Consider the following 22,298-nt stretch of genomic DNA (forward strand, 5'->3'; position numbering starts at 1 on the left):
CGGATCAATCCGATGCATAAACAAGGACTTCCAGTGTCTGTCAGGTTCAATCTGAACCTGACAGACACTGGGTTTGAATCATCATCCGCCCAGTCCTTTGGCAAAAGCCTCGCCGCCAATCACCCGCCGCGCCATCAGGATTGCGGCCAGAGATGGCACCCAGAGCATGACCGACAGCACAGCCCCATATTGCACCACCAACTGATTGTTGATCATCGACATCATCAACAGCGGCATGGTGCGAATGCGCGGCGCACCCACCAGCCATGCGCCTTCCGTCTCGTAAAAGGTCCAAACGAAGGTCATCAGCAAGGCGGCGGCAATGGTGGGAAAGGCCTGCGGCAAGGTGATGTGGCGAAACACCTGCCAGCGGTTTGCCCCGACATCGCGGGCGGCTTCTTCCATATCCCGGCTGACAGCTCTGAAGGCAGCGGTTGGCAACCAGATCATCAACAGCAGCGTATTCAGCAACTGGATAATCACCACGCCGGTAAAGGTGCCCACCAGATTGAAGGATAAAAACAGCACCGCAATGGAGATAATCAAGGCAAAGCGCGGAAAGGCATTGGCCATCAAAAACGATAGCATGAACACCGATTTTCCCGGAAAATCCATGCGGGCAAAGGCATAGGCCGCAGGCAGGCAGATGATGGCGGACAGCAACGTGACGGTCAGCGACAGTTCAACCGATGTCCAAAGGGCCGCCCAGACATCCGGGCGGGCCAAGACCGCGGACCAGAAGCGAAAGCCCCATTTGGTGGGCAGAACGGACGGATAGAACCATTGTTCGGCAAAGGCCCAGAGAAAAACCGTGAGCACGGGCAAAACGATGAAAACAATCAGAAACAGCAGAATAAGCAGGCCAAACACATCATGGCGGCGACTGGACAGCAACATCATCACTCTCCGTCTAGAGGCTTGCGGGCAATCGAGCGGACATAGGCAATGCCAGCAAGAGAGCAGATGAGAAAGGTGATGGTCGCCTGCGTTGAGGCTTGCAGCGGATCACGCACGCTGGCAAATGTGCGCAACATGAACGGCCCCATCATCTCCGGGCTTGTAGGTCCCAGCATGAACGGCATCAGGGCTTGGCCGAAAAAGCCTAGGAAATTCAGCGCCGACACGATCAGCAGCGAATGCATGATTTGCGGAATGATGATGCGGACCAGAATCCGCAGCCTCCCCGCCCCCACATCACGGGCCGCTTCAATTGATGCATCCGAAATGCCCGACAGGCCGGAGATCAAGATCAGCAAGGTTAGCGGCATACCGTCCCAGAGCAGGCCGATCACCGGCCCCCAAGGGGTCAGATAGGGCGACGCATAATGGTGGAACCCGATCAAGGACAGCAGGCTTTGCAACCAGCCGTTCGGCCCCAGATAGCGGATCAGCGCGTAGCAGATGATAATGCCGGGAACAAACATGGGAAACAGCGCCAAGCCTTGAATGAGGCTGGCCAGCGGGCCACGGGTAAAGCGCATATAAAGCGCAATCGGCAGATTGATGGCAATCAGCAGCGCAAGACTAACGAAGGTGGTCCAGAGCGTTCTGCCAAGATTGGAGAGGCTATAGGCATCGGTGAAGAAGAAAACATAGCTGTCAAAATTCAGCGCATGGACACCATCACGGCCTTCACGCCAGAAGGTGCTGACAATGGTCAGCGCCGCCGGATAGAACAGAAAAATCACGATGGACAGAACCGGAATGGCCACAAAGGCCAATCCGGTCCAGCGCGATCCTTCCGAGAGGCCGTGCGCGCGCATCACCCTGCCTCAGCGCTTGATGTTTGAGGCGACGTTGCGATACCAGCCCTCAAACAGCGCAGGCTCCCATGTGCCGGGGAAAAGCGGGATGGATTTGGGCGCGACCTTTGCGAATTTATCCTGAAGTTCCTTGGACATGAACTCCCACTTGATGCCGGGGAAGCCGCCGAGGTCGGTCACAACGTGGTTCTGAATATCCGGTGTGATCAAGTAATCGGCAAGCTTGAGCACCATATCCTTGTTGGCTGCCACCGTTGGCACGACAATGCCGGAAAAGCCGCCGGTAAATGCCAGATCCTGCAACTGCGCAACAGATGTTGTCTCAGGTACCACGCCCTGGCTCATGGCCTGCAAGGCCATATCTGACCAGGCAACCGTCATGGAAACAGCACCGCTGGCCAGCATCTGGATAGAGGCTGTGTTGCCGGAAGTGTATTCACCGCCATTGAACAGTGAGGGCTGGATATCCTTCAGCAGAGGCCAGAGCTTGGAAAACATTGGTTCGGCATAGGCTGGGGTGTAATTTTCCGGCAGGAAGAGATCGGGGTTCAAGCCGGTGACTTCCTGAAGCGCACGCTCGATAAAGCAGGCACCGGAATCGCCAAGATCAGGACGGGCATAAGCAAACTGGCCGGGATTGGCCTTGATCCACGCCACAAGTTCCTTGAATGTGGTAGGGACCGTTTTGACCTTGTCGGAATTATACATCATCACGACTTGCGAGCCGCGATAGGGCAAAAGCGCCGGGCTTTGCACCACGACCGGGTTGACCTTATCGTAATTGGACAGGCCCGCCTTGGAAAAATCAACCCAGAGACCCGCCTCCAGTGATCCCGTGGGATAAAACGGGGTGACAGCTTCCAGCATATCGACCTGCGGGTCCTTCTTGGCTTTGAAGGCAGCCATGGCGCGATCAGCCAAAGAGTTCATCGCCGACCCGCCACCGCCGGGAACAAGATTGAGCGTAACACCGGAATGGGCCGCTTCAAAACCCGGCTTGATCACCTGGGTCCAGAAATCAATAACATTGGTATCGCTGTTGAAGAATATGTCGAGAACGCCGGGGGCCGCAAAGGCGGGCCTTGCACCGGCCACGGCCAGGCCAACACCTGTCGCAGAATATTTCAGGAATTCACGTCGTTGCATGCGCATTGACACCTCCATTGGCAGCACGGACACGCGCCTGCCCTTTGTTTGGCCACGGATAAGGCCAGGTTCCCACTCCAGGTTGGCGACCGCGCTTTACATGCGTCTCTATCTGCCAATATTTAAATTCTTAGCACGAATTATATCGCTTCTGTCAAGCAGACAATTCGACGAGCGTTGGCTTGATGCTGCATCGCGACCACTCATATCCAACCCGGATGCAGCTTGAAGTGGCGCCTCGAAAGATTGTCAATCGAGCACTGCTCGCGATAAAATCTGATAGATTTGAGAGATATTGGTCGATTTCAAGCGGTAATTCGCTATTGTCGTGTCAGTTATGGCAGTGGAATCACGAGCCGATTTTCCATAAATATTATATCATCAACGATGATTAAATGTTGCAGTGCCAAATAAAACCAGCCCGGGAGACAATCATGCGTGCCTATCGAGATCGCCAGCGTAGCCTTGAACAGCTTTCGCGTCACATCGAAGTCTGGGCCGATGAACTGGAAGCTTACGAGCTGCGCGAACGCATGTCACTTGGGGCTTTTCTTGGCAGCACGCCAGACGGGCTGACGACGCGCATGGGTGTTGGTGATGCCTGGCCAAATCGCCATGGCATTCACACGTTTCTGCTGGAAGACGCAATTGTGGTACCGGAAGGCCCAGATGTGGAACTGAGGCTTGATTTTGGGGGTGAAAGCCTTGTCCGCCTGATGGGTCTGGATGGCGAAATTCTTGAGAGTTTTGCTGCCAACCCCTGCCATCGCAGGTTTGATGTCCCGCGCGGCATTCCCTTCAAAATCAAAGCGGAATCCGCAGCGCGCAGTCTTTTTGGTGTGCCCAATCGCAACCCCGTGCTCGCCATGGCCGAAATTTATGGATATTATTCAGAAATTCGCGCCTTGCGCCGTCGCCTGCTGATTTTGCGCAACACCGCCGACACGGTGAAAGACAAGGAACTTGCCCGCACGCTCTATGAGGCGGCGGAAATTGCCCTTTCAGGCTTGCGGCTGCCAACAGCAACACAGGATGTCGGCCCCCGTTTGGCCAGCCGCACTTGGGCGCACGATATATGGGAGCGCAGTTTTGAGCCCACCGACGCCCCGCAAGCCCTGACACAGGAAGCCCTCGCTTCTGTTGAGACGACAACCGTCAGGCTTGATGCCATGCTGACTGAGCTTCGACACACCTATCCCAAACAGGGACGTGTGCTGGTGACCGGTCACGCCCATATTGATTATGCCTGGCTCTGGCCGCAGCCGGAAACGGTGCGAAAGATCGTGCGAACCTTCAATAGCGTCAACGCATTGCTCAAGCGCCACGATGATTTTCGTTTTCTGCAATCATCCTCGCTCTACTATCAGCATGTTGAGCAAGAAGACCCCGCGCTGTTTGAAGAGATCAAGCAGCGCGTTGCGGAGGGCCGTTGGGAAGTTATCGGCGGCATGCTGGTGGAGTGTGATACCAACATGCCCTCGGCAGAGGCGTTTTTGCGACAGTTTCTGCATGGGCAGCGCTATTTTCAAAAGCACTTCGGCATCACCAGCTGCACGGCGTGGCTGCCCGATACGTTTGGCTTTACCGCCGCCATGCCGCAGATCATGCGGCACGCGGGCATCGACACATTGGTGACAATCAAAGTGTCATGGAATGAGACCAACAGCCTGCCAGACAATCTTTTCCGCTGGCAGGGCAATGATGGCTCACGGGTGCTGGTTCACACCTTCGACGCCTATGACAATGACGGCTACAATATGCTGATGACGCCCGCCGCCCTGTGCGAGGTATGGGGCAAGCATGCCGCCAAGGATATGACGGACACGGTCATTGCCTCCTATGGCTGGGGTGATGGCGGCGGCGGGCCGGACCCGGATCAGATCGAAACCCTGCCACTTCTCAATCTGATGCCTGCCATTCCAACCGTCGAGCATGGAGCCATAGAGCCGCATATTCAGGCCTTGGCAATGGATCTTGAAGCGGCAGCCCTGCCCGTCTGGCGTGGCGAGCTTTATCTGGAATATCACCGGGCAACATTGACCACGCAGGCGCGCACCAAACAACTCAACCGACAGGCAGAGGCTGTTTTGGTGGCTGCGGAAGCCATCTCGGTGCTGGATGCACTTGAGGGCGGAGCGCCTGCCACGAACAACCTCAAACCGCAGTGGGAATTGCTGCTTCGAAACCAGTTTCACGACATTTTGCCGGGTTCGTCCATCCGCGAGGTCTATCAGCAGACCGAGCCAGAGCTTGAAGGCGTGATCCATGATGCAACAGCGCTGATCCAGACCCGCCTGCAAGCCATTGCGGCACGCCATAGCGGTGAGCTTGAAGGATTGCTGGTGGCCAACCTGTCAGGCTCCAGAAAAACCGCATTCCAGATTGAAAGTGAACACCCCCTGCCCGCTGCCTTGCAAGCACAGGAGCTGAACGGGCACTATGTTGCCGCTATTGAGCGTGACCTGAAGCCACTCAGTCTCGGTTTTGTCAGCGCTGCCAGCCAGCGCCGCGTAACAACGAACGGCAAAACCATGGAAAATGATTTTGTCCGGCTGACGCTGGATGAAGCAGGCCGGATGATCAGCCTGATCGACAAGAGATCGGACCGTGAGTTGATGGACGGACCCGGCAACCAATTGCTGCTGTATCGCAATGATCTGCCCCGCAATTTTGACGCCTGGGATATTGAACCCGGATTTGAGCTTGGTGAAGAAGAATGGCTGTCGCTTGAAACGCTGGAGGTGACGGCCAATGGCCCGCATCTGGCAGAAATCACCATCACCAGACGCTTTTCGGCCAGCACGATCCAGCAAAAAATCCGGCTGTGGTCCAACAGTCCAAGGGTGGAATTTGTCACAGATCTGAATTGGCACGACCGGCGCACCTATCTGCGTGCGGCCTTCCCCGTAACCGTACTGGCAGAGGATGCGGTGTTCGATCAGGCCATTGGTGTCACCCGCCGACCCACGCATGACAATACCAGCTGGCAGAAAGCCCAGTTCGAATCCTGCGGCCATCGTTTTGTGTCACTTTCGGAAACAGACTGGGGTGCGGCCCTGCTCTCGGCGGACAAATATGGCTTTTCTGCCAAGGGCAACAGGCTAACTTTAAGCCTTGTTCGCGGCCCCATGTTTCCCGACATGCTGGCCGACGAGGGCAATCACCCCTTCGTTTACGCCCTTTTGCCCCATGATGGCCGCTGGTGGAGCGAAGAGGTTCAGGCGGAGGCTGACCTCGTCAATGCGGGCCTGCATTTCACGCCCGCCACCGCCACTGAAAACTGCGACATCGCGCCCGTAGGTTTTTCCGGTCAAAGTGTCCGCGTGCATGCCCTCAAGCCTGCGGAGGATGGGGAAGGCCATGTCCTGCGCCTGTCGGAGTCCGCCGGTCGTCGCGGGGTGTTTCGTTTGACACTGCCAGACGGCCGTAAACCAACCCAAATCAACGCCATCGAGCTGCCGCTTGATGACCTGGATGATCCTGCAAGCCGTCCTTTCGGTCTCGCAAGCTTCCTCTTTTGAAGATGAGAGAACCGTAAGCTGGGCACGCGGCGAAGAGCTGGTTGATCTTGTGTCATTCTCGCAGAAACCCCGCAACGGCTTCAGGAAATTAGCTCTTTGACCAGGCAGCTGATACACCTGTGCCTATGGGCTACCCGCAAACCCGTCTTTGAGACAGCGGCCTGAAATAGGAGAGCTTGTATTGGGGTGGAAAACGTCGAAGATCGAATATGTAAACGGCTACAAGATTGTGGAGGTCGATGGGCCGTCTTTTAAAGTCTTTAAGGGCGATCAACAGCTCGGGGATGATTTCCCCTATTCCGGTGAAGCCGCGGCTCACGCGCGATCCTTGCCAAAACTGGATAATTCGCAGCGTTAAGTACATCAAAGGCGAGAAATTTCGCGTCAGACTGTAGCCACGGCGGTTTCCTTAACCGCAGTGGCTATTCTGTTGCGATGGCCTGTTCAGATTCACGCCGTTCTATAGCGTTCCAGCCAGTGAGCATATGGTGCGGGAAGTGTCCAGGACGGCTTATCGATACCGAGCTCAAGCGCTGCTTGATAAGGCCAATGGCTGTTGGCAAGCAGCGGGCGGCCAAGTGACACCATATCTACAAAATCGTCTGCGATCAGCGCATCGGCCTGCTTTGGCTCGCTGATGAACCAACTCGTGGTGGCGGGAAGCCCAACTTCACGCCGTACCCGTTGGGCGATCGGTCCCATGAACGCAGGCCCCCAGGGAATATTCGCGGTCGGCGTGGAGAAGCCGATGCTGACATCAATAATGTCGAGGCCACCGGCCTTGAAGCGGCGAACCATTTCGATCCCCTCTTCCAGGTCGTTCGAACCGTCGAATTCGGTCACGCCGAAGCGAGCGGCAAGCGGCAAATGTTCGGGCCAGACATCGCGAACAGCAGCCAGCGTTTCGAGCAGAAATCTGGCTCGTCCGTCAAAGTCGCCGCCATAATTGTCTGTGCGCTTATTAGACCAGGTCGAAAAGAAGCTTTGTCCGAGATAGCCATGAGCAAAGTGAAGCTCAAGCCATTCAAAGCCGGCTGCCAGCGCCCGCTTTGCCGCAGCGACAAAGTCGGCCTTGATACGTTCGATATCTGCAAGGGTCATGGCCTGTGGCACCTTGCCAAGGTTTGCTCCGAATGCAATGGCGGATGGTGCCAGCGTTTCCCAGCCACGCGGGTCAGACCCGGAAATATGGTCGTCTCCCTCCCATGGACGATTGGCGCTCGCTTTGCGGCCCGCATGTCCGATCTGAATTCCAGGAACAGCACCTGCCGCCTTCATCAAATCCACCGCTTTTTTCCAAGGCTCAATCTGCTCATCGCTCCAGATGCCTGCGCATCCGGGGGTGATACGGCCTTCCGGCGATACAGCTGTCGCTTCAGCAACCACCAAGCCTGCCCCGCCGCGCGCAAGTCCAGCCAGATGGACGTGATGCCAGTCATTGATAATGCCGTCCTCGGCCGAATACTGGCACATAGGCGATACCGCAATGCGATTTCGCAGTGTTATGCCTTTGAGTGTGAAAGGGGTAAATAAGGATGACATGGAGACTCCAATTGATCGTTATAAATTCACATATAGGTCTTCGATAGTTCGATTACAATCGAACTTTGCAACAAGACTCCGTGATGGTAGGATGAACCATGCGCGCTATCCCACATCCCGCTTTGAAAGACGTTACTCTCACCCAGGTGCTCTACGCCCTCAGCGACCCTGTACGGCTGGGCGTCGTGCGTCAGCTTTCAAATGAGGGACAGGCCACATGCTCTGCACTGGATGGGGGCCGGCCGAAGTCCAGCATGTCCCACCACTTTAAAGTCTTGAGAGAGGGTGGCCTGGTTTTTACCCGTACAGATGGACCAACGCACTTGAACGAGCTGCGCCGTGAAGAAATCGATGAACGATTTCCGGGTCTATTGGACGCTGTCCTGGCCGTATCAGACGAGCCGGGCTGACGGCACCGCACGGTGATCCCGTGGTGGTTGATAGCAGCCCGGCTCGTTTGTAATTCGAAGGCCAAATGGCTTTAGATCCGGCGACCAACGTCAAATGGGAAATGCCGTCAAAGCCCTTCAGCATTCATCTGCACGCAATACCGTAAATGTTTGTTCGATATCTCGGGTGCAGCCTTGAGAGAATCGAACCTACGACCCCATGGTTGATATTCGAGGGAAGGCGTAAAATATCAGGCTGTCTTGAGGCTTAAAAATCCCAGTCCTCGTCCTCGGTCGCAACTGCCTTGCCGATGACATAGGACGAGCCCGAACCGGAAAAGAAATCATGATTCTCATCGGCATTCGGCGAGAGCGCTGACAGGATTGCCGGATTGACCTTGCAGGCCTCCGGCGGAAACAGAGCCTCGTAGCCGAGGTTCATCAGCGCCTTGTTCGCGTTGTAATGCAGAAATTTTTTGACATCCTCTGTCAGTCCGACACCGTCATAGAGCGCCTCGGTGTATTTGGCCTCGTTGTCGTAGAGTTCGAGCAGCAGATCGAAGGCAAAGTCCTTGACTTCCTGCTGCCGCACCTCGCTCAAGGGCTCGAGACCACGCTGAAACTTGTAGCCGATGTAATAGCCATGCACAGCCTCGTCGCGGATGATGAGACGGATCATGTCAGCCGTGTTGGTGAGCCTGGCGCGGCTCGACCAGAACATCGGCAGATAGAAGCCGGAATAAAACAGGAAGCTTTCCAGGAACACACTGGCGATCTTGCGTTTCAGCGGGTCAGGATTGCGATAGTGTTCGAGGATCAGCGCCGACTTCTTCTGCAGAAACTCGTTTTCTTCAGACCAGCGATAAGCATCATCCACATCTGACGTCGAACACAGGGTCGAGAAGATCGAGGAATAGGAACGGGCATGCACCGCCTCCATGAACGAGATGTTCGAATAGACCGCCTCCTCATGCGGCGTGATCGAATCCTCCATCAGCGTTGGCGCACCGATGCTCGTCTGTATGGTATCGAGCAGGGTCAGTCCCGTGAAGACGCGGATGGTCAACTGCTGTTCCTCCGGCTTCAACGCCGCCCAGGATGGGATGTCGTTTGACAACGGCACCTTCTCCGGCAGCCAGAAATTGCCGGTCAGCCTGTTCCAGACCTCAAGGTCCTTGTCGTCGTCGATGCGGTTCCAGTTGATCGCACGCACCGGCTTGGTTTGCGTCGGAGTGTTGGTCTTCATCTGTATGTTCATGTGATATCTCGATCTCACAGCGCGCAGGATACGCAGCCCTGCACTTGCGTGCCGGTCAGCGCCATCTGGCGAAGGCGAATGTAATAGATGGTCTTGATGCCCTTCTTCCAGGCGTAGATTTGCGCCCGATTGATGTCGCGGGTCGTTGCGGTGTCACGGAAGAACAGCGTCAGCGAAAGACCCTGATCCACGTGCTGGGTGGCCGCCGCATAAGTGTCTATGATCTTTTCGGGTCCGATCTCATAGGCGTCCTGATAGTAATCAAGGTTATCATTGCTCATGAAGGCGGCCGGATAGTAGACGCGGCCGATCTTGCCTTCCTTGCGGATCTCGATCTTCGAGACGATAGGATGGATCGAGGAGGTCGAATGGTTGATGTAGGAGATCGACCCCGTCGGCGGCACGGCCTGAAGGTTCTGGTTATAAAGGCCGGACGTCATCACCGCCTCTTTCAGCGCCAACCAGTCATCCTGTGTCGGGATCGCGATTCCCGCCGTTTGAAACAGGTCTGCGACGCGTCCGGTCGCTGGAAGCCATTCGGTTTGCGTATACTTGTCGAAATACTCGCCGGACGCATATTTCGAGTTCTCGAAGCCCTTGAAGCTCTTGCCACGTTCGACGGCAATCCGGTTCGAGGCGCGGATGGCGTGATAGGTCACGGTGTAGAAATAAATGTTGGTGAAATCGATGCCCTCTTCCGATCCGTAGAAGATGCGCTCGCGTGCGAGATAGCCGTGCAGGTTCATCTGGCCAAGGCCGATAGCGTGGCTATCGTTATTGCCTCTCTCGATCGAGGGAACCGACGAGATATGGCTCATGTCGGACACGGCGGTCAGCGCCCGGATCGCGGTCTCTATGGTCTTGCCGAAGTCTGAGGAATCCATCACGGCTGCGATGTTCAAGGACCCGAGATTGCAGGAGATGTCCTTACCCATGGTCTTGTAGGACAGGTCGTCATTGTAAGTGCTGACGTCGCTCACCTGTAGGATTTCGGAGCAGAGATTGCTCATCGAAATGCGGCCGGCTATCGGGTTGGCGCGGTTCACCGTGTCCTCGAACATGATGTATGGATAGCCGCTCTCGAACTGGATTTCGGCGAGAACCTGGAAGAAATCACGCGCCTTGATCTTCTTCTTGCGAATGCGACTGTCGGCGACCATCTCGCGGTATTTTTCCGTGACCGAGATTTCGGAAAACGCGACGCCGTAGACACGTTCCACGTCGTAAGGTGAGAACAGATACATATCCTCGTTGTTCTTCGCCAATTCAAAGGTGATGTCTGGAACCACCACACCGAGCGACAGTGTTTTGATCCTGATCTTCTCATCGGCGTTTTCACGCTTGGTATCGAGGAAGCGCATGATATCGGGATGATGGGCATTCAGGTAGACAGCCCCTGCCCCCTGGCGCGCACCGAGCTGATTGGCATAGGAAAAACTGTCCTCCAGCAGCTTCATCACCGGGATGACGCCCGAGGACTGGTTCTCGATTTGCTTGATCGGTGCGCCTGCCTCGCGAATATTGGTCAGGGATAACGCCACCCCACCCCCACGCTTTGAAAGTTGCAGTGCCGAGTTGATGCCACGGGCGATGCTTTCCATATTGTCTTCCATGCGCAGCAGGAAGCAGGAGACCAGTTCGCCGCGTTGCTTCTTGCCGGCATTGAGAAATGTAGGTGTCGCTGGCTGGAAGCGGCCAGAGATAATCTCGTCGACCATGTCACGTGCTAAAGCCTCATTGCCCTGCGCCAGCGTCAACGCCACCATGCAGATACGGTCTTCGTAGCGCTCCAGATAGCGCTTTCCGTCGAAGGTCTTCAGCGTGTAGCTGGTGTAATATTTGAAAGCGCCGAGAAAGGTCGGGAAGCGAAACTTCTTCGCATAGGCATGATCGAAAAGATCGCGGACGAAGTTGAACGTATACTGATCCAACACCGCCTGCTCATAGTAGCCTTCATCCACGAGGTAATCGAGCTTCTCCCGCAGATTATGGAAGAAGACGGTGTTCTGGTTGACGTGCTGCAAGAAATACTGCTTTGCCGCCAGAGCGTCCTTATCGAGTTGGATTTTACCATCCTCATCGTAGAGGTTTAGCATCGCGTTCAGCGCGTGATAATCCAGCGCCTGTTCGTCCGCCTTCAAAGGGCGCTCGAAAGTTGTGACGTCCAAAATCGTTCCATCCCATATTTGACATTGGCGACATCCTCGTCCGTGCCGAGCAATTCGAACCTGTAAAGGTACGGCACCCGACATTTCTGTGAGATCACGTCGCCTGCGAGACAGAAGGTCTCGCCGAAATTACTATTGCCCGCGGCGATCACGCCCCGGAGATGAGAGCGGTTGTCCGCATCGTTGAGGAAGCGGATGACCTGTTTTGGAACGGCCCCTTTGCCATCGTCACCCGAATAGGTTGGCACGATCAGAACGTAAGGTTCAGTGATCGACGGATTGCCGCTCCTTGGGCTGACGGGGATACGTGACGCGCGCAAACCAAGCTTGCCGACAAAGCGATGGGTGTTTTCCGACGCACTGGAAAAATAGACAATCAGCCCCATCGCCAGACACTCACGCCAGTGCGTTGATCATGTCGGGACGAAAACCCGACCAATGCGTATCGCCAGCGATGACGACGGGAACCTGACGATAGCCAAGACCTTGAACCTTGGCATAGGCGTCCTCATCGACGGAAATGTCGACGATAAGGTAGTCGAGACCCTGGCGATCGAGCGCGCGGGTGGTTGCATTGCACTGGACGCAGGCAGGTTTGCTGTAAACGGTGATGGTCATCATATCCTCGTTGGGTTTTGATTTCTGGCCGCAGAAAGGCCTCCGAAGACGCCGTTGCCGACGCTCGTTTCTGGACATTGAGTGGGAGAATGACAGGGGCTCAGACGCTGTTCAGTGACCGTCTTCGTTTAAACGCCGGACCGTTACAGGAAAAATCACGCATGCCTTCACCCCGAAGTGTTTTGACGGATTGTCGGCAAGGAAACGCGGGCAAGCGACATCCTATCGCTTGCCGTCACGCGACCTGCCGGGCACCCCGCCCGTGGACGTTTTCGTTTGAGGCAGGTCTCCTGGCTCGCGGGTCGTTACATCCATCCTTGCCTTCCCGAAGCATGATGCTTCAGTGGCTTTCGCTGGACAGATGCTCGCCGCTTACAGTTGCGGGGGCAGCTTCGGCATTGCCCGACCATCCCTGGTCCGGCGCACCGCATTCCCGTCTTAGCTTTCGATTCACATGGAGAATCGAAAGAACCTCGAACACCACATATGGTATACGAGGTTGAATTTTCGTCAACACTTATGCCATCTAAAGGGACAGCTCTCCCCAGGAAGATGTCGGGGAGGACAAGCTATTCACGGCTCCTGCGCCGTGTGCCATATGAGGCGCACAAAGGTTCGCTGTAGTTCTCTATATTTGTTGCATAATTTTTCCTTTAAACTCATTCCGGTTTTAAAGAATCATGCAATCGCGTGGCGAGGTCGGTATTTGGGACGGATTGATCGTGACAGCGTCTTGCCGGTGACGCCGCCCGTTCGGCGATCAGCGGTGAGGTGAAGGCGCGTCGCCGTAGCCCAAAAAGTCTCAAATCATTCGACGACGGACACTATTACTCCCGGTATAAACGCCCCTGCTGTTCTGCCGAGATTAGTGCTCATCCGGCTCGGCAGTAATCCGACCAAAGACAAACAACTTGGCAATGCCCTTGCGCCTTCTCGACATCTTTGTCGATGGCATGCGCAAATGCTGAAATGGGTAGCGGCGAGAGAGTCTTGCCGTACTTGATAGACAAAAATCGGCACTATTGGATATTGGCGCAAATTGACCCATCATGCGGTTTGAGTTTATTCTGACCAAGAAGGCGCATATTTTTGGCGTTTACCCTGAGACAATTGCAATATTTCGTCGCGGTCGCTGAAAAGGGGACGGTCTCGGGTGCGGCCCAGGCCATGTCGATCTCGCAATCCTCTATTACCGAAGCGATCAAAGATCTGGAGTCTGATCTTGGCGTATCGATGTTTGATCGCCATCCACGCGGACTGGCCATCACCCATAACGGCCACCAGTTTCTCCGACACGCGACCAACATTCTGGCCTCTGTTTCCGACGCAAGGCGCTCGCTGGCGATCAAGGACGATGCCATGACCGGCCAGTTGAACCTTGGCGTGACATCGCTGGTTGCCGGTTATGTGTTGTCGGAGCTTTTGCGCCGTTATCGTCGGGCATGTCCTGCCGTCGATGTGACAGCTATGGAGGATAGCAGCAGCTATCTGGAGCATCTGTTGATTGGGGGCGAACTCGATCTTGCCGTCATGACCATGTCTAATCTCCGCGACCGTATGGCATTGCAGGCCGAAATCATCGAGACGTCGCCCTATCGTCTCTGGCTTCCCATTGGTCATCCATTGGGGGTCGCCGATATCATTTCCGTCAGCGATATCGCCAAGGAACCATTGATTATGCTGACGATTGACGAAATCGAGGAAAATACGGCCAAGCTGCTCTATGCGCTTGGCGCAAAGCCGCATGTTGCCTTCCGCACCCGCTCCGTGGAGGCCGTTCGCAGTCTGGTCGCAACGGGTGCCGGCATCGCTCTGCTGCCCGATCTGGTCTACCGGCCATGGTCGCTGGAAGGCGATCGCATTGAGAGCCGCGATGTTTCAGGCGCGTTACCTGTTGTGCAGGTGGGGCTTGTCTGGCGGCGCGGTTCTACATTACCGCCAGCCGCCCGCGAGTTTCTGCGTGTTGCCGAAACGGCGAGAGCCTTCAGGGATCGATAATCCGATATCGGAATTTCCGAAACCGGAATTCTGTATAAAGAAATTGCGAACGCAGCCTTTTTTTGCCTTTCTCTGTTCCAGAAAGTTCAAAAAGGGGAACCAACATGAAGAGCCTTCTGAAAGCATCGACCGCGCTGATTGCCGCGCTTTCTTTTTGCACCAATACTATCGCTGCCGAAATGATGACCTCGATTGGCCCTGGTGAGGGCGAAGTCGATATCGTCGCCTGGGCTGGCTATATCGAGCGTGGTGCGAGCGACAAGGCCTATGATTGGGTCACGGGTTTTGAAAAGGAAACTGGTTGCAAGGTCAACGTCAAGACGGCAGCGACATCAGATGAAATGGTGACCCTGATGAACCAGGGTGGTTTCGATCTGGTGACGGCGTCCGGCGATGCATCGCTCCGACTGGTGGCTGGCGGCAAGGTTCAGCCGATCAATACAAGCCTGATCAAAAGCTGGTCGACCATCGACCCCCGTCTTCAAAATGCCCCCTGGCACACAGTTGATGGTGTTCATTACGGCGCGCCCTATCAGTGGGGGCCTAATGTGTTGATGTATAACACCAAGGCTTTTGGCGATAAGGCCCCGGCAAGCTGGGATGTGGTCTTCAAGGAAATGACGCTTCCTGATGGCAAGTCCAACAAGGGCCGGGTTCAAGCCTATGATGGACCGATCTACATTGCCGATGCCGCTCTCTATCTGAAGACTGCAAAGCCGGAACTGGGTATCAAGGATCCCTATGAACTCAATGAAGAGCAATATGCCGCGGCCATTACTCTTCTGAAGGGGCAGCGCGCGCTGATCGGCCGCTATTGGCACGATGCAACGGTGCAGACCGACGATTTCAAAAACGAGGGCGTGGTTGCATCCGGTTCCTGGCCCTATCAGGTCAATTTGCTGCAAGCCGGCAAACAGCCAATCGGCTCCACCATCCCGAAGGAAGGCGCAACCGGTTGGGCAGACACGACCATGATGCACATTGCCGCCAAGCATCCAAACTGCGCTTATATGTGGATCGAGCATTCACTGTCAGCCAAGGTGCAAGGCGATGTTGCCGCCTGGTTCGGCTCGGTTCCGTCCGTTCCCGCAGCTTGCAAGGGCAACGAACTTTTGACTGAAGGTGGTTGTGCGGCCAATGGGTTTGCCAATTTCGACCGGATCTCCTTCTGGAAAACACCGGTATCGAAATGCAAGGCTGAAGGTACCTGCGTTCCCTATAGCCGCTGGGTCAGCGACTATATCGCCGTGATGGGTGGATAAGAGCCATCACTTCGGAGGCTAACCTCCGTTCTTTGCTCGCTTCGGGTGCCATTTCATAACGAGACCTGACATGGCGCCCCGAGGTGGGTGTGGGATGCTGCATGTCTGAATGCTTGCAGTGCTTTTAGTATTATCGGAGATCACATATGCCCCCGGCAGTCATCTTGCGCGCGGTTTCACGGCATTTCGGCAGCGTCCGGGCCGTCGATAATGTCGATCTGGAAATCGCCGAGGGCGAATTCTTTGCCATGCTCGGGCCATCCGGTTCCGGCAAGACAACCTGCCTGCGACTGGTTGCGGGCTTCGAGCAACCAACCGCCGGCGAAATCGTGATTTTCAACGAGAATGCCAACGGCATTCCGCCCTGGAAACGCAACGTCAATACGGTCTTTCAGGATTACGCGCTCTTTCCGCATATGAGCATTCTCGACAATGTCGCTTACGGCCTGATGGTCAAGGGCGTTGGCAAGAAGGAAAGGCTGAAAGCCGCAGAAGAAGCGCTAGACCTGGTAAAGCTTGGTGGCTACGGCGCGCGCAAGACCGGCCAGCTCTCCGGCGGTCAACGGCAGCGCGTGGCGCTGGCTCGTGCTCTCGTCAACAAGCCAAAAGTGTTGCTGTTGGACGAGCCGCTTGGCGCACTTGATCTGAAATTGCGTGAAGCCATGCAGGAAGAATTGAAAAGCCTGCAAAAGGCGCTCGGCATTACCTTCATCTTCGTCACCCACGATCAGGGCGAGGCGCTATCCATGGCGGATCGAGTCGCCGTGTTCAGCAACGGGAAAATCGTTCAGGCCGGAAGTCCGGAGATGATCTATCAAAATCCGCGAACGAAATTTGTCGCCGACTTCGTAGGCTCATCCAATATCCTGCCGCCAGACCTGACAGCCAAGCTGACAGGCAAGAGAGCCTGGTCGAGCATTCGTCCCGAACAGATCAGCATCGGTGGGAACGCACACGATGTTCTTAAAGTCTCGGGCCAACTTGGCTCCAGCAGTTTTCTCGGCGCATTCAAGCGCATCATCGTCAATGCAGGCGGTCTGCAGTTGCATGCAAACCTGCCAATCGGACAGGATGTGCCGCCACCGGGAAGTGATGTTTCGCTTTGCTTTGACCGCGCATCACTCAACATGTTGGAAGATGCGGCATGACGGGCGCTCTCTCTAATGAAGGCCTGATTGGCCGCGTTTGCGCGACATTCTGGCGAAAGCCAAAACTGCTGGTCATTCTGATGCTGGCACCACCGCTCCTGTGGCTCGGCGTTGTCTACGTCGGTTCGCTTCTGGCGCTCTTGCTGCAGAGTTTCTTTTCGATTGATGATTACAGCGGCCTGATCAAATATCAGCTGACACTGTCCACCTATGCCCAGCTGTTGAGCGGCTCCAATATCGATATCATCCGCCGCACGGTTGTCATGGCGGCTTTGGTGACGGTTGCCGCTGCCATTCTTGCCTTTCCTATTGCCTATTATGCGGCGCGTTATGCGAAAGGACGCTGGAAGGCGGTGTTTTATCTTGGTGTGATGCTGCCGCTCTGGTCGAGCTATCTGGTGAAGATCTACGCCTGGAAAATGATCCTGTCGAAAGAAGGCATCATCAACTGGGTCGCCGACAAGCTGCATCTGACGCCCTTGCTGGACGCCTATCTGGCAATTCCCAACATCGGCGGCAATTCGCTTTCGGTGAGCGCAACAGGAACGTTCTTGGTTTTCCTTTATATCTGGCTTCCCTATATGATCTTGCCGGTTCAGGCTGCGTTGGAGCGGGTGCCCGCAAACCTGATCGAAGCCTCGCATGATCTGGGTGCTTCCCCCGGTCAAACCTTCCGGCACGTGCTTTTGCCCTTGGCAATGCCAGGTGTTGCAGCGGGATCGATTTTCACCTTTTCGCTGACGCTGGGCGACTACATCATCCCCGGCATCATTGGCACCTCGCGGCTCTTCATCGGCCAAACAGTCTATATTCAGCAGGGAACTGCCGGAAACGTGCCGCTTGCCGCCGCCTTTTCCGTGGTGCCGGTTGTCATCATGGGCATCTATCTCTGGCTTGCCAAAAAACAGGGGGCGTTCGATGCGCTCTGATAAAACCAATTCCGCACCCTTCAGCTTGAAACTTGCCGCAATTGGCGGCCTGCTATTCCTGCATCTGCCGATCCTGCTGATCTTCGTCTATGCCTTCACAACGGAAGACAAAAGCTTCCAGTGGCCGCCGCCGGGCCTGACAACGCGCTGGCTTTATGCTGCCTGGGAACGTAGCGATGTCTGGAAAGCGCTTGGTCTTTCCGTGCAGGTTGCCTCTGTTGCCACGCTGGTTGCGCTGGTGCTCGGCACGCTTTGCGCCGCAGCCGTGGCCAGAACGAAGTTTTTCGGCCGGGAGGCGATCACACTGTTGGTCATCTTGCCGATCGCCCTTCCCGGCATTGTCACCGGCATTGCGCTTCGCTCTGCTTTCGGCCTGTTTGAAATACCTTTCTCCTTCTGGACGATTGTTCTGGGTCATGCGACTTTCTGCATGGTCGTGGTCTATAACAATGCCGTTGCCCGCTTTCGCCGACTGTCGCCCTCCTTGATCGAAGCCTCTTATGATCTCGGCGCCAACGGCCTTACGACATTCCGCCATGTCGTGTTGCCCAATATCGGCTCGGCGCTTCTGGCCGGCGGTATGCTCGCCTTTGCGCTGTCCTTCGACGAGGTGATTGTCACGACATTCACCGCCGGGCAGCAGCAGACTCTGCCAATCTGGATGCTGGAAGAACTGATCCGTCCGCACGAACGGCCCGTCACCAATGTTGTCGCAATGATTGTGGTGCTGGTGACCTTTCTGCCGATCCTGGGTGCCTATATGTTGACGCGCAGCGGTGAAGAAACCTGTGGCTCCGATAAATAATTCAAAGAAAACAAGGACCCTTGTCATGGAAAAATCAATGCTTATCGGCTCGAAACTTGTTTCCGGTGAAGGCCAGGACGAGCGGATCCTCAACCCCAGGACCGGTGAACTGATCACGGAAATACCCGAGGCCTCGCAGGCGCAAGTCGATGCGGCGGTTGCCGCTGCTGACAGGGCTTTCCAGGGCTGGTCGAAGACGACACCGGCAGAGCGTTCGGTCTATCTGTTGCAGATCGCCGACCGTATCGAGGCTGAGGCGGATGCCTTTGCAGCCTTGGAAGCGCTCAACTGCGGTAAGCCTATTAACGCTGTGCGTAATGATGAAATTCCGGCCATCGTCGATTGTTACCGTTATTTCGCCGGTGCCGTGCGCAATATGCAAGGTGTCATTGCCGGCCAATATCTGCCGGGCATGACCTCGATGATCCGGCGTGATCCCGTCGGCATTATCGGCTCCATCGCGCCCTGGAACTATCCCTTGATGATGATGGCCTGGAAGCTTGCACCGGCCATTGCCGGCGGCAACACAGTTGTTTTCAAGCCTTCAGAGCAAACACCGCTGACCGCGCTCAAAATGGCAAAACTGCTTTCCGAAATCCTGCCTGAAGGCGTCGTTAACGTCATTCTCGGGCGCGGGGATACGGTTGGTAACACACTGATCAATCATCCGGCGATCAACATGATCTCAATCACCGGCGATATCGCCACCGGCAAAAAGATCCTCCAGGCCGCCGCCAAGACCGTCAAACGCTCGCATCTGGAATTGGGCGGCAAGGCTCCAGTCATCGTCTATGGCGATGCTGACATCGACGCCGTCGTCGCAGGTATCAAGGCCTTCGGCTATTACAATGCCGGACAGGATTGCACGGCCGCATGCCGGATCTATGCCGAAAAGAGCATCTACGCAAAATTCGTGGCCGATCTCAGCGCCGCAGTCTCCACGATCCGCTTTGGAGAAGCCGATGACACGATGAACGAAATCGGCCCGCTGATTTCATTGCGCCAGCGCGACCGGGTGGCAAGCTTCGTGCAACGCGCAGCAGAAATCGGCCATATCGAAGTCACCGCAGGCGGCGCAACGCCGGAAGGCGGCGGCTTCTATTATCAGCCAACTGTTGTGGCAGGTGCCTTGCAATCTGACGAAATTGTCCGCCGCGAAGTCTTCGGTCCGGTCGTGTCTGTGACACCGTTCGGTGCTGACGATGATGTTATTGGCTGGGCCAATGATTCCGATTATGGCCTGGCCTCTTCTGTCTGGACCAAGGACATATCGAAAGCGATGAATGCAGCCGCCAGCCTGCGGTATGGCTGTACCTGGATCAACACCCATTTCATGCTATGCAACGAGATGCCACACGGCGGATTGAAGCAATCCGGCTATGGCAAGGATCTCTCCCAATATGCGCTCGAAGATTACACCGTCGTCCGACATGTTATGATCAATCACGGGTGATCGAGTTGGTTTCTTTGCGGATCAATTTCAACGCGGCCCTTTTATTCCCGCGGCTTTGCACAAGGGCTTCGAGAACATAGATGTTGGCGCTAGGGCGTTGGTGTCAGGCGGCCTATATCGCGGCTTCGCCAGTCTGACGAGGTTGTACGTGTGAAGCAGCGTCGGAGGCTACCCCTATGACTGGTCCCGTAAGGCCCTGCTCTACTGAGATAAAATGGAGATCAGGTGGGGAGCACGATCAATGCCGATGAACACCCCACACGCGCAGAAATTTTACAGGTAAAGTCAGGCGTTCTGCAACACGATTGCCTCGACCGATGGTCGGCGGCGGCTGAGCAAAAACAGGTTCAGAAGCGCGCCGCATGAGCATAGTGAGGCGAGACCAAGGAGGACATGACTGCCAAACTGTGTCAGCAAACTGATAAAGATCGGAGGCGATGCGGCCGAAATTAGATTGAGCGGCAGTGCGATGCGCGACGTTGCTTTGGCAAATTCGGCCTTGTCGTAGAATAACAAAGGGATGGTGGCCCGAGACACCGCCAGCGCGCCGCTGCCCAGGCCGTAAATCAGGATGAAGCCAGGGACTGTCCAATAGATGCCATCGCCTACGATGAGCAGCAGCATTGCGACAGGCAGACAAATACCGGCGACCAGGCCGGTGGTTATCCCATCCCATCGACCGCCACCCACGAAATCCAATCCGCGAGCACACACCTGAATGACCCCCAGCATCGAGCCGAAGGCAATCGCTTGGGACTTTGGTAATCCCTCAGCCTGCAAGAGTTCGATCAGTACGGCAGAAAACCCGAAGGTAACGAAGGCATTGAGGGCGATGGCTGTTACTATGAGAGCGAAAGTGCCTTTGCGTGCGATCGTTGTCGGCCCGGTCGCCGGCGCTGACGGGCTCGTCGCCTCCCCCCGATATGCCCGGCGCGGCAAGCCGAAGACATAAAACGGCAGGCATACCAGCACCATCATTGCTGCATAGACGAGGCAGGTGCCACGCCAGCCCACTGCTGCCGAAAGAAATGCGGTCGTCGGCCAGAAGATGCTACTAGACAGCCCCGTTACCAGCATGAGTGCGCCGATGGCGCTCTTGGCCTTCCGTCCGGCGATCTCATTGAGCATGATATAGGCCGCTGTGGTCAGTGTGGCGCTGCCGGCTGTACCCAGAATGACCCAGGCCGCGAAATAGAGCACTGGCCCTGTTGAAACGGAAAGCAGCACAAAGCCGGCCGCAGCGAGAACAGCCCCGGCCATCATCACGCGGCGGGCGCCGAACCGCATAAATCCCTTCGCCAACACCGGAGCCCATAGGCCCATGACGACATACAGGACTGAACTGCCAGCGAAGGCCGCCTCGATGCTCATACCAAGACCGGCGGCAACCTGCTGGCCGATGATCGCGGGAAGGCTGACCGTACCCCACCCTATCACCTGCGTCACGGCAAGGACGAAGAGGACACTGATGATTTTCCTGTCGGGTCCTAGGAAGCGCATAGGCCTGCCAATAACAATTAAAATTGCTGATTAGCAGACTTCACATATCAAGTAGATGACAGCTGTGTTCGAGTGTGTCGGATCAATGCTGACGACGTCAGGCAGACCATCTAAAAACTCTGCTTGCCACAATTATTGATCCCAGCCGACAATTGTGAGCTTGGGCCACATTTTGATCCAGCGATCGATCTTCTTTTCGTATATTTCGCATGTAATCTGCTTTTTGTTTGGGCGGACGACAGCACCAAACAGGTCGGAAAGTCCATAGGGAGCGCACAACTCCAGGCTAGTATGGGCAGGTCGCAGGCCCACGGCCGCCGCCGCTGTCGGAAAAGTGGTTATGGCTTCGGCTGTTGAAGTATACGGATTAATCGAATATCCGAACTTGGCTTCGTACCAAGAGTGTACTCTGGCTTGGTTTTTCACATCTATCCAGACTGGCAACCCCGAGAATGCTGATCGGATACGGGCCGAGTGTTCGGCTTCCGAGACCTCTTAAAGATCATCGGGATCGAAATAAACGATATCGATGTCTTGGATGCCATAAGCGGGCGGGAAACCAAAAATGTGGTTCCAAACCGTTTGGGCGATAGCACCGGCCACAAGCTAGGAATCAGGCAGGGCAATCTCATCCCAGTTGCTAAGAACTGAAGAAAGCAGTGGGCTCTTGGAGACGATCTCTTGTAATTCCAGGTGCAGTTCGTCGCTCACATAAATCTTCCTTCGAACGGCTTGGCTGATTCCAAATAGCACGTCGCCGCGCTAGATTCTGCCATGGCACATCTTTCTGGAACAGAG

General features: G+C 55.6%; 18 protein-coding genes, 1 pseudogene and 1 riboswitch. Of the genes and pseudogenes, 9 read left to right on the forward strand and 10 right to left on the reverse strand.

Annotated elements, in window-relative coordinates:
- Positions 1-81: 81 nt before the first annotated feature.
- From G6L01_RS24470 to G6L01_RS24480, 3 genes are read right to left on the reverse strand one after another with little or no spacing between them, the layout of a single operon-like run.
- A complete protein-coding gene (locus G6L01_RS24470) occupies positions 82-897 on the reverse strand; it encodes an ABC transporter permease (RefSeq protein ID WP_081089002.1) in 816 nt (271 codons plus the stop codon).
- 2 nt (positions 898-899) lie between these two features.
- Positions 900-1,763, reverse strand: a complete 864-nt coding sequence (locus G6L01_RS24475) for an ABC transporter permease (protein WP_060717742.1) — start codon at positions 1,761-1,763, stop codon at positions 900-902.
- A gap of 9 nt (positions 1,764-1,772) precedes the next feature.
- Positions 1,773-2,915: an extracellular solute-binding protein gene (locus G6L01_RS24480; protein ID WP_060717741.1), complete on the reverse strand. Its 1,143-nt coding sequence runs from the start codon at positions 2,913-2,915 to the stop codon at positions 1,773-1,775.
- Positions 2,916-3,343: 428 nt separating this feature from the next.
- On the opposite strand from G6L01_RS24480, the gene G6L01_RS24485 reads away from it, so the two are divergent.
- Complete coding sequence (locus tag G6L01_RS24485) at positions 3,344-6,430, forward strand: alpha-mannosidase (protein ID WP_070165962.1); 3,087 nt, start codon at positions 3,344-3,346, stop codon at positions 6,428-6,430.
- A gap of 181 nt (positions 6,431-6,611) precedes the next feature.
- On the forward strand, positions 6,612-6,788 hold the full coding sequence (locus G6L01_RS24490) for a hypothetical protein (protein WP_174089370.1): 177 nt from the start codon (positions 6,612-6,614) through the stop codon (positions 6,786-6,788).
- A 92-nt stretch (positions 6,789-6,880) separates the two neighbouring features.
- On the opposite strand, the gene G6L01_RS24495 is transcribed toward G6L01_RS24490, so the two are convergent.
- Complete coding sequence (locus G6L01_RS24495; RefSeq protein ID WP_060717739.1) at positions 6,881-7,972, reverse strand: NADH:flavin oxidoreductase/NADH oxidase; 1,092 nt, start codon at positions 7,970-7,972, stop codon at positions 6,881-6,883.
- 98 nt (positions 7,973-8,070) lie between these two features.
- Between G6L01_RS24495 and G6L01_RS24500 the strand changes: the two genes are divergently transcribed.
- Entirely contained in the window at positions 8,071-8,382 is a 312-nt protein-coding gene (locus G6L01_RS24500) for an ArsR/SmtB family transcription factor (protein ID WP_060717738.1), read from the forward strand.
- 247 nt (positions 8,383-8,629) lie between these two features.
- Here the strand turns inward: G6L01_RS24500 and nrdF are convergent, their stop codons facing one another.
- From nrdF to nrdH, 4 genes are read right to left on the reverse strand one after another with little or no spacing between them, the layout of a single operon-like run.
- Entirely contained in the window at positions 8,630-9,619 is a 990-nt protein-coding gene (gene nrdF / locus G6L01_RS24505) for a class 1b ribonucleoside-diphosphate reductase subunit beta (RefSeq protein ID WP_060717737.1), read from the reverse strand.
- Positions 9,620-9,633: 14 nt separating this feature from the next.
- Entirely contained in the window at positions 9,634-11,715 is a 2,082-nt protein-coding gene (nrdE, locus tag G6L01_RS24510; protein WP_234614213.1) for a class 1b ribonucleoside-diphosphate reductase subunit alpha, read from the reverse strand.
- Positions 11,716-11,756: 41 nt separating this feature from the next.
- The gene (nrdI, locus tag G6L01_RS24515) at positions 11,757-12,173 is read right to left on the reverse strand and encodes a class Ib ribonucleoside-diphosphate reductase assembly flavoprotein NrdI (RefSeq protein WP_060717735.1); all 417 of its coding nucleotides are present in this window, start codon (positions 12,171-12,173) and stop codon (positions 11,757-11,759) included.
- A gap of 10 nt (positions 12,174-12,183) precedes the next feature.
- The gene (gene nrdH / locus G6L01_RS24520) at positions 12,184-12,405 is read right to left on the reverse strand and encodes a glutaredoxin-like protein NrdH (RefSeq protein ID WP_060717765.1); all 222 of its coding nucleotides are present in this window, start codon (positions 12,403-12,405) and stop codon (positions 12,184-12,186) included.
- 263 nt (positions 12,406-12,668) lie between these two features.
- A riboswitch (cobalamin riboswitch) is annotated at positions 12,669-12,896 on the reverse strand.
- 598 nt (positions 12,897-13,494) lie between these two features.
- Between nrdH and G6L01_RS24525 the strand changes: the two genes are divergently transcribed.
- From G6L01_RS24525 to G6L01_RS24550, 6 genes are all read left to right on the forward strand, one after another.
- Positions 13,495-14,403: a LysR family transcriptional regulator gene (locus G6L01_RS24525; RefSeq protein ID WP_060717734.1), complete on the forward strand. Its 909-nt coding sequence runs from the start codon at positions 13,495-13,497 to the stop codon at positions 14,401-14,403.
- Positions 14,404-14,507: 104 nt separating this feature from the next.
- Positions 14,508-15,665 carry an ABC transporter substrate-binding protein gene (locus G6L01_RS24530; protein ID WP_060717733.1) on the forward strand — a complete coding sequence of 386 codons (1,158 nt, stop codon included), beginning with the start codon at positions 14,508-14,510 and terminating at the stop codon, positions 15,663-15,665.
- Positions 15,666-15,811: 146 nt separating this feature from the next.
- A complete protein-coding gene (locus G6L01_RS24535; RefSeq protein ID WP_060717732.1) occupies positions 15,812-16,813 on the forward strand; it encodes an ABC transporter ATP-binding protein in 1,002 nt (333 codons plus the stop codon).
- Positions 16,810-17,742, forward strand: a complete 933-nt coding sequence (locus G6L01_RS24540; protein WP_060717731.1) for an ABC transporter permease — start codon at positions 16,810-16,812, stop codon at positions 17,740-17,742. Before G6L01_RS24535 ends, G6L01_RS24540 begins: the two co-directional genes overlap by 4 nt.
- The gene (locus G6L01_RS24545; protein WP_060717730.1) at positions 17,732-18,547 is read left to right on the forward strand and encodes an ABC transporter permease; all 816 of its coding nucleotides are present in this window, start codon (positions 17,732-17,734) and stop codon (positions 18,545-18,547) included. Before G6L01_RS24540 ends, G6L01_RS24545 begins: the two co-directional genes overlap by 11 nt.
- A gap of 25 nt (positions 18,548-18,572) precedes the next feature.
- Complete coding sequence (locus G6L01_RS24550; RefSeq protein ID WP_060717729.1) at positions 18,573-20,000, forward strand: gamma-aminobutyraldehyde dehydrogenase; 1,428 nt, start codon at positions 18,573-18,575, stop codon at positions 19,998-20,000.
- 285 nt (positions 20,001-20,285) lie between these two features.
- Here G6L01_RS24550 and G6L01_RS24555 read toward each other — a convergent pair whose 3' ends face one another.
- Together G6L01_RS24555 and G6L01_RS24560 are read right to left on the reverse strand one after the other, a co-directional pair.
- Entirely contained in the window at positions 20,286-21,500 is a 1,215-nt protein-coding gene (locus G6L01_RS24555) for an MFS transporter (RefSeq protein WP_060717728.1), read from the reverse strand.
- A 132-nt stretch (positions 21,501-21,632) separates the two neighbouring features.
- Positions 21,633-22,103: pseudogene (locus tag G6L01_RS24560) on the reverse strand (nucleotidyltransferase family protein).
- Between the last annotated feature and the right edge of the window lie 195 nt (positions 22,104-22,298).

It is taken from the genome of Agrobacterium vitis, assembly GCF_013337045.2.
GTDB classification, from domain to species: domain Bacteria; phylum Pseudomonadota; class Alphaproteobacteria; order Rhizobiales; family Rhizobiaceae; genus Allorhizobium; species Allorhizobium vitis_B.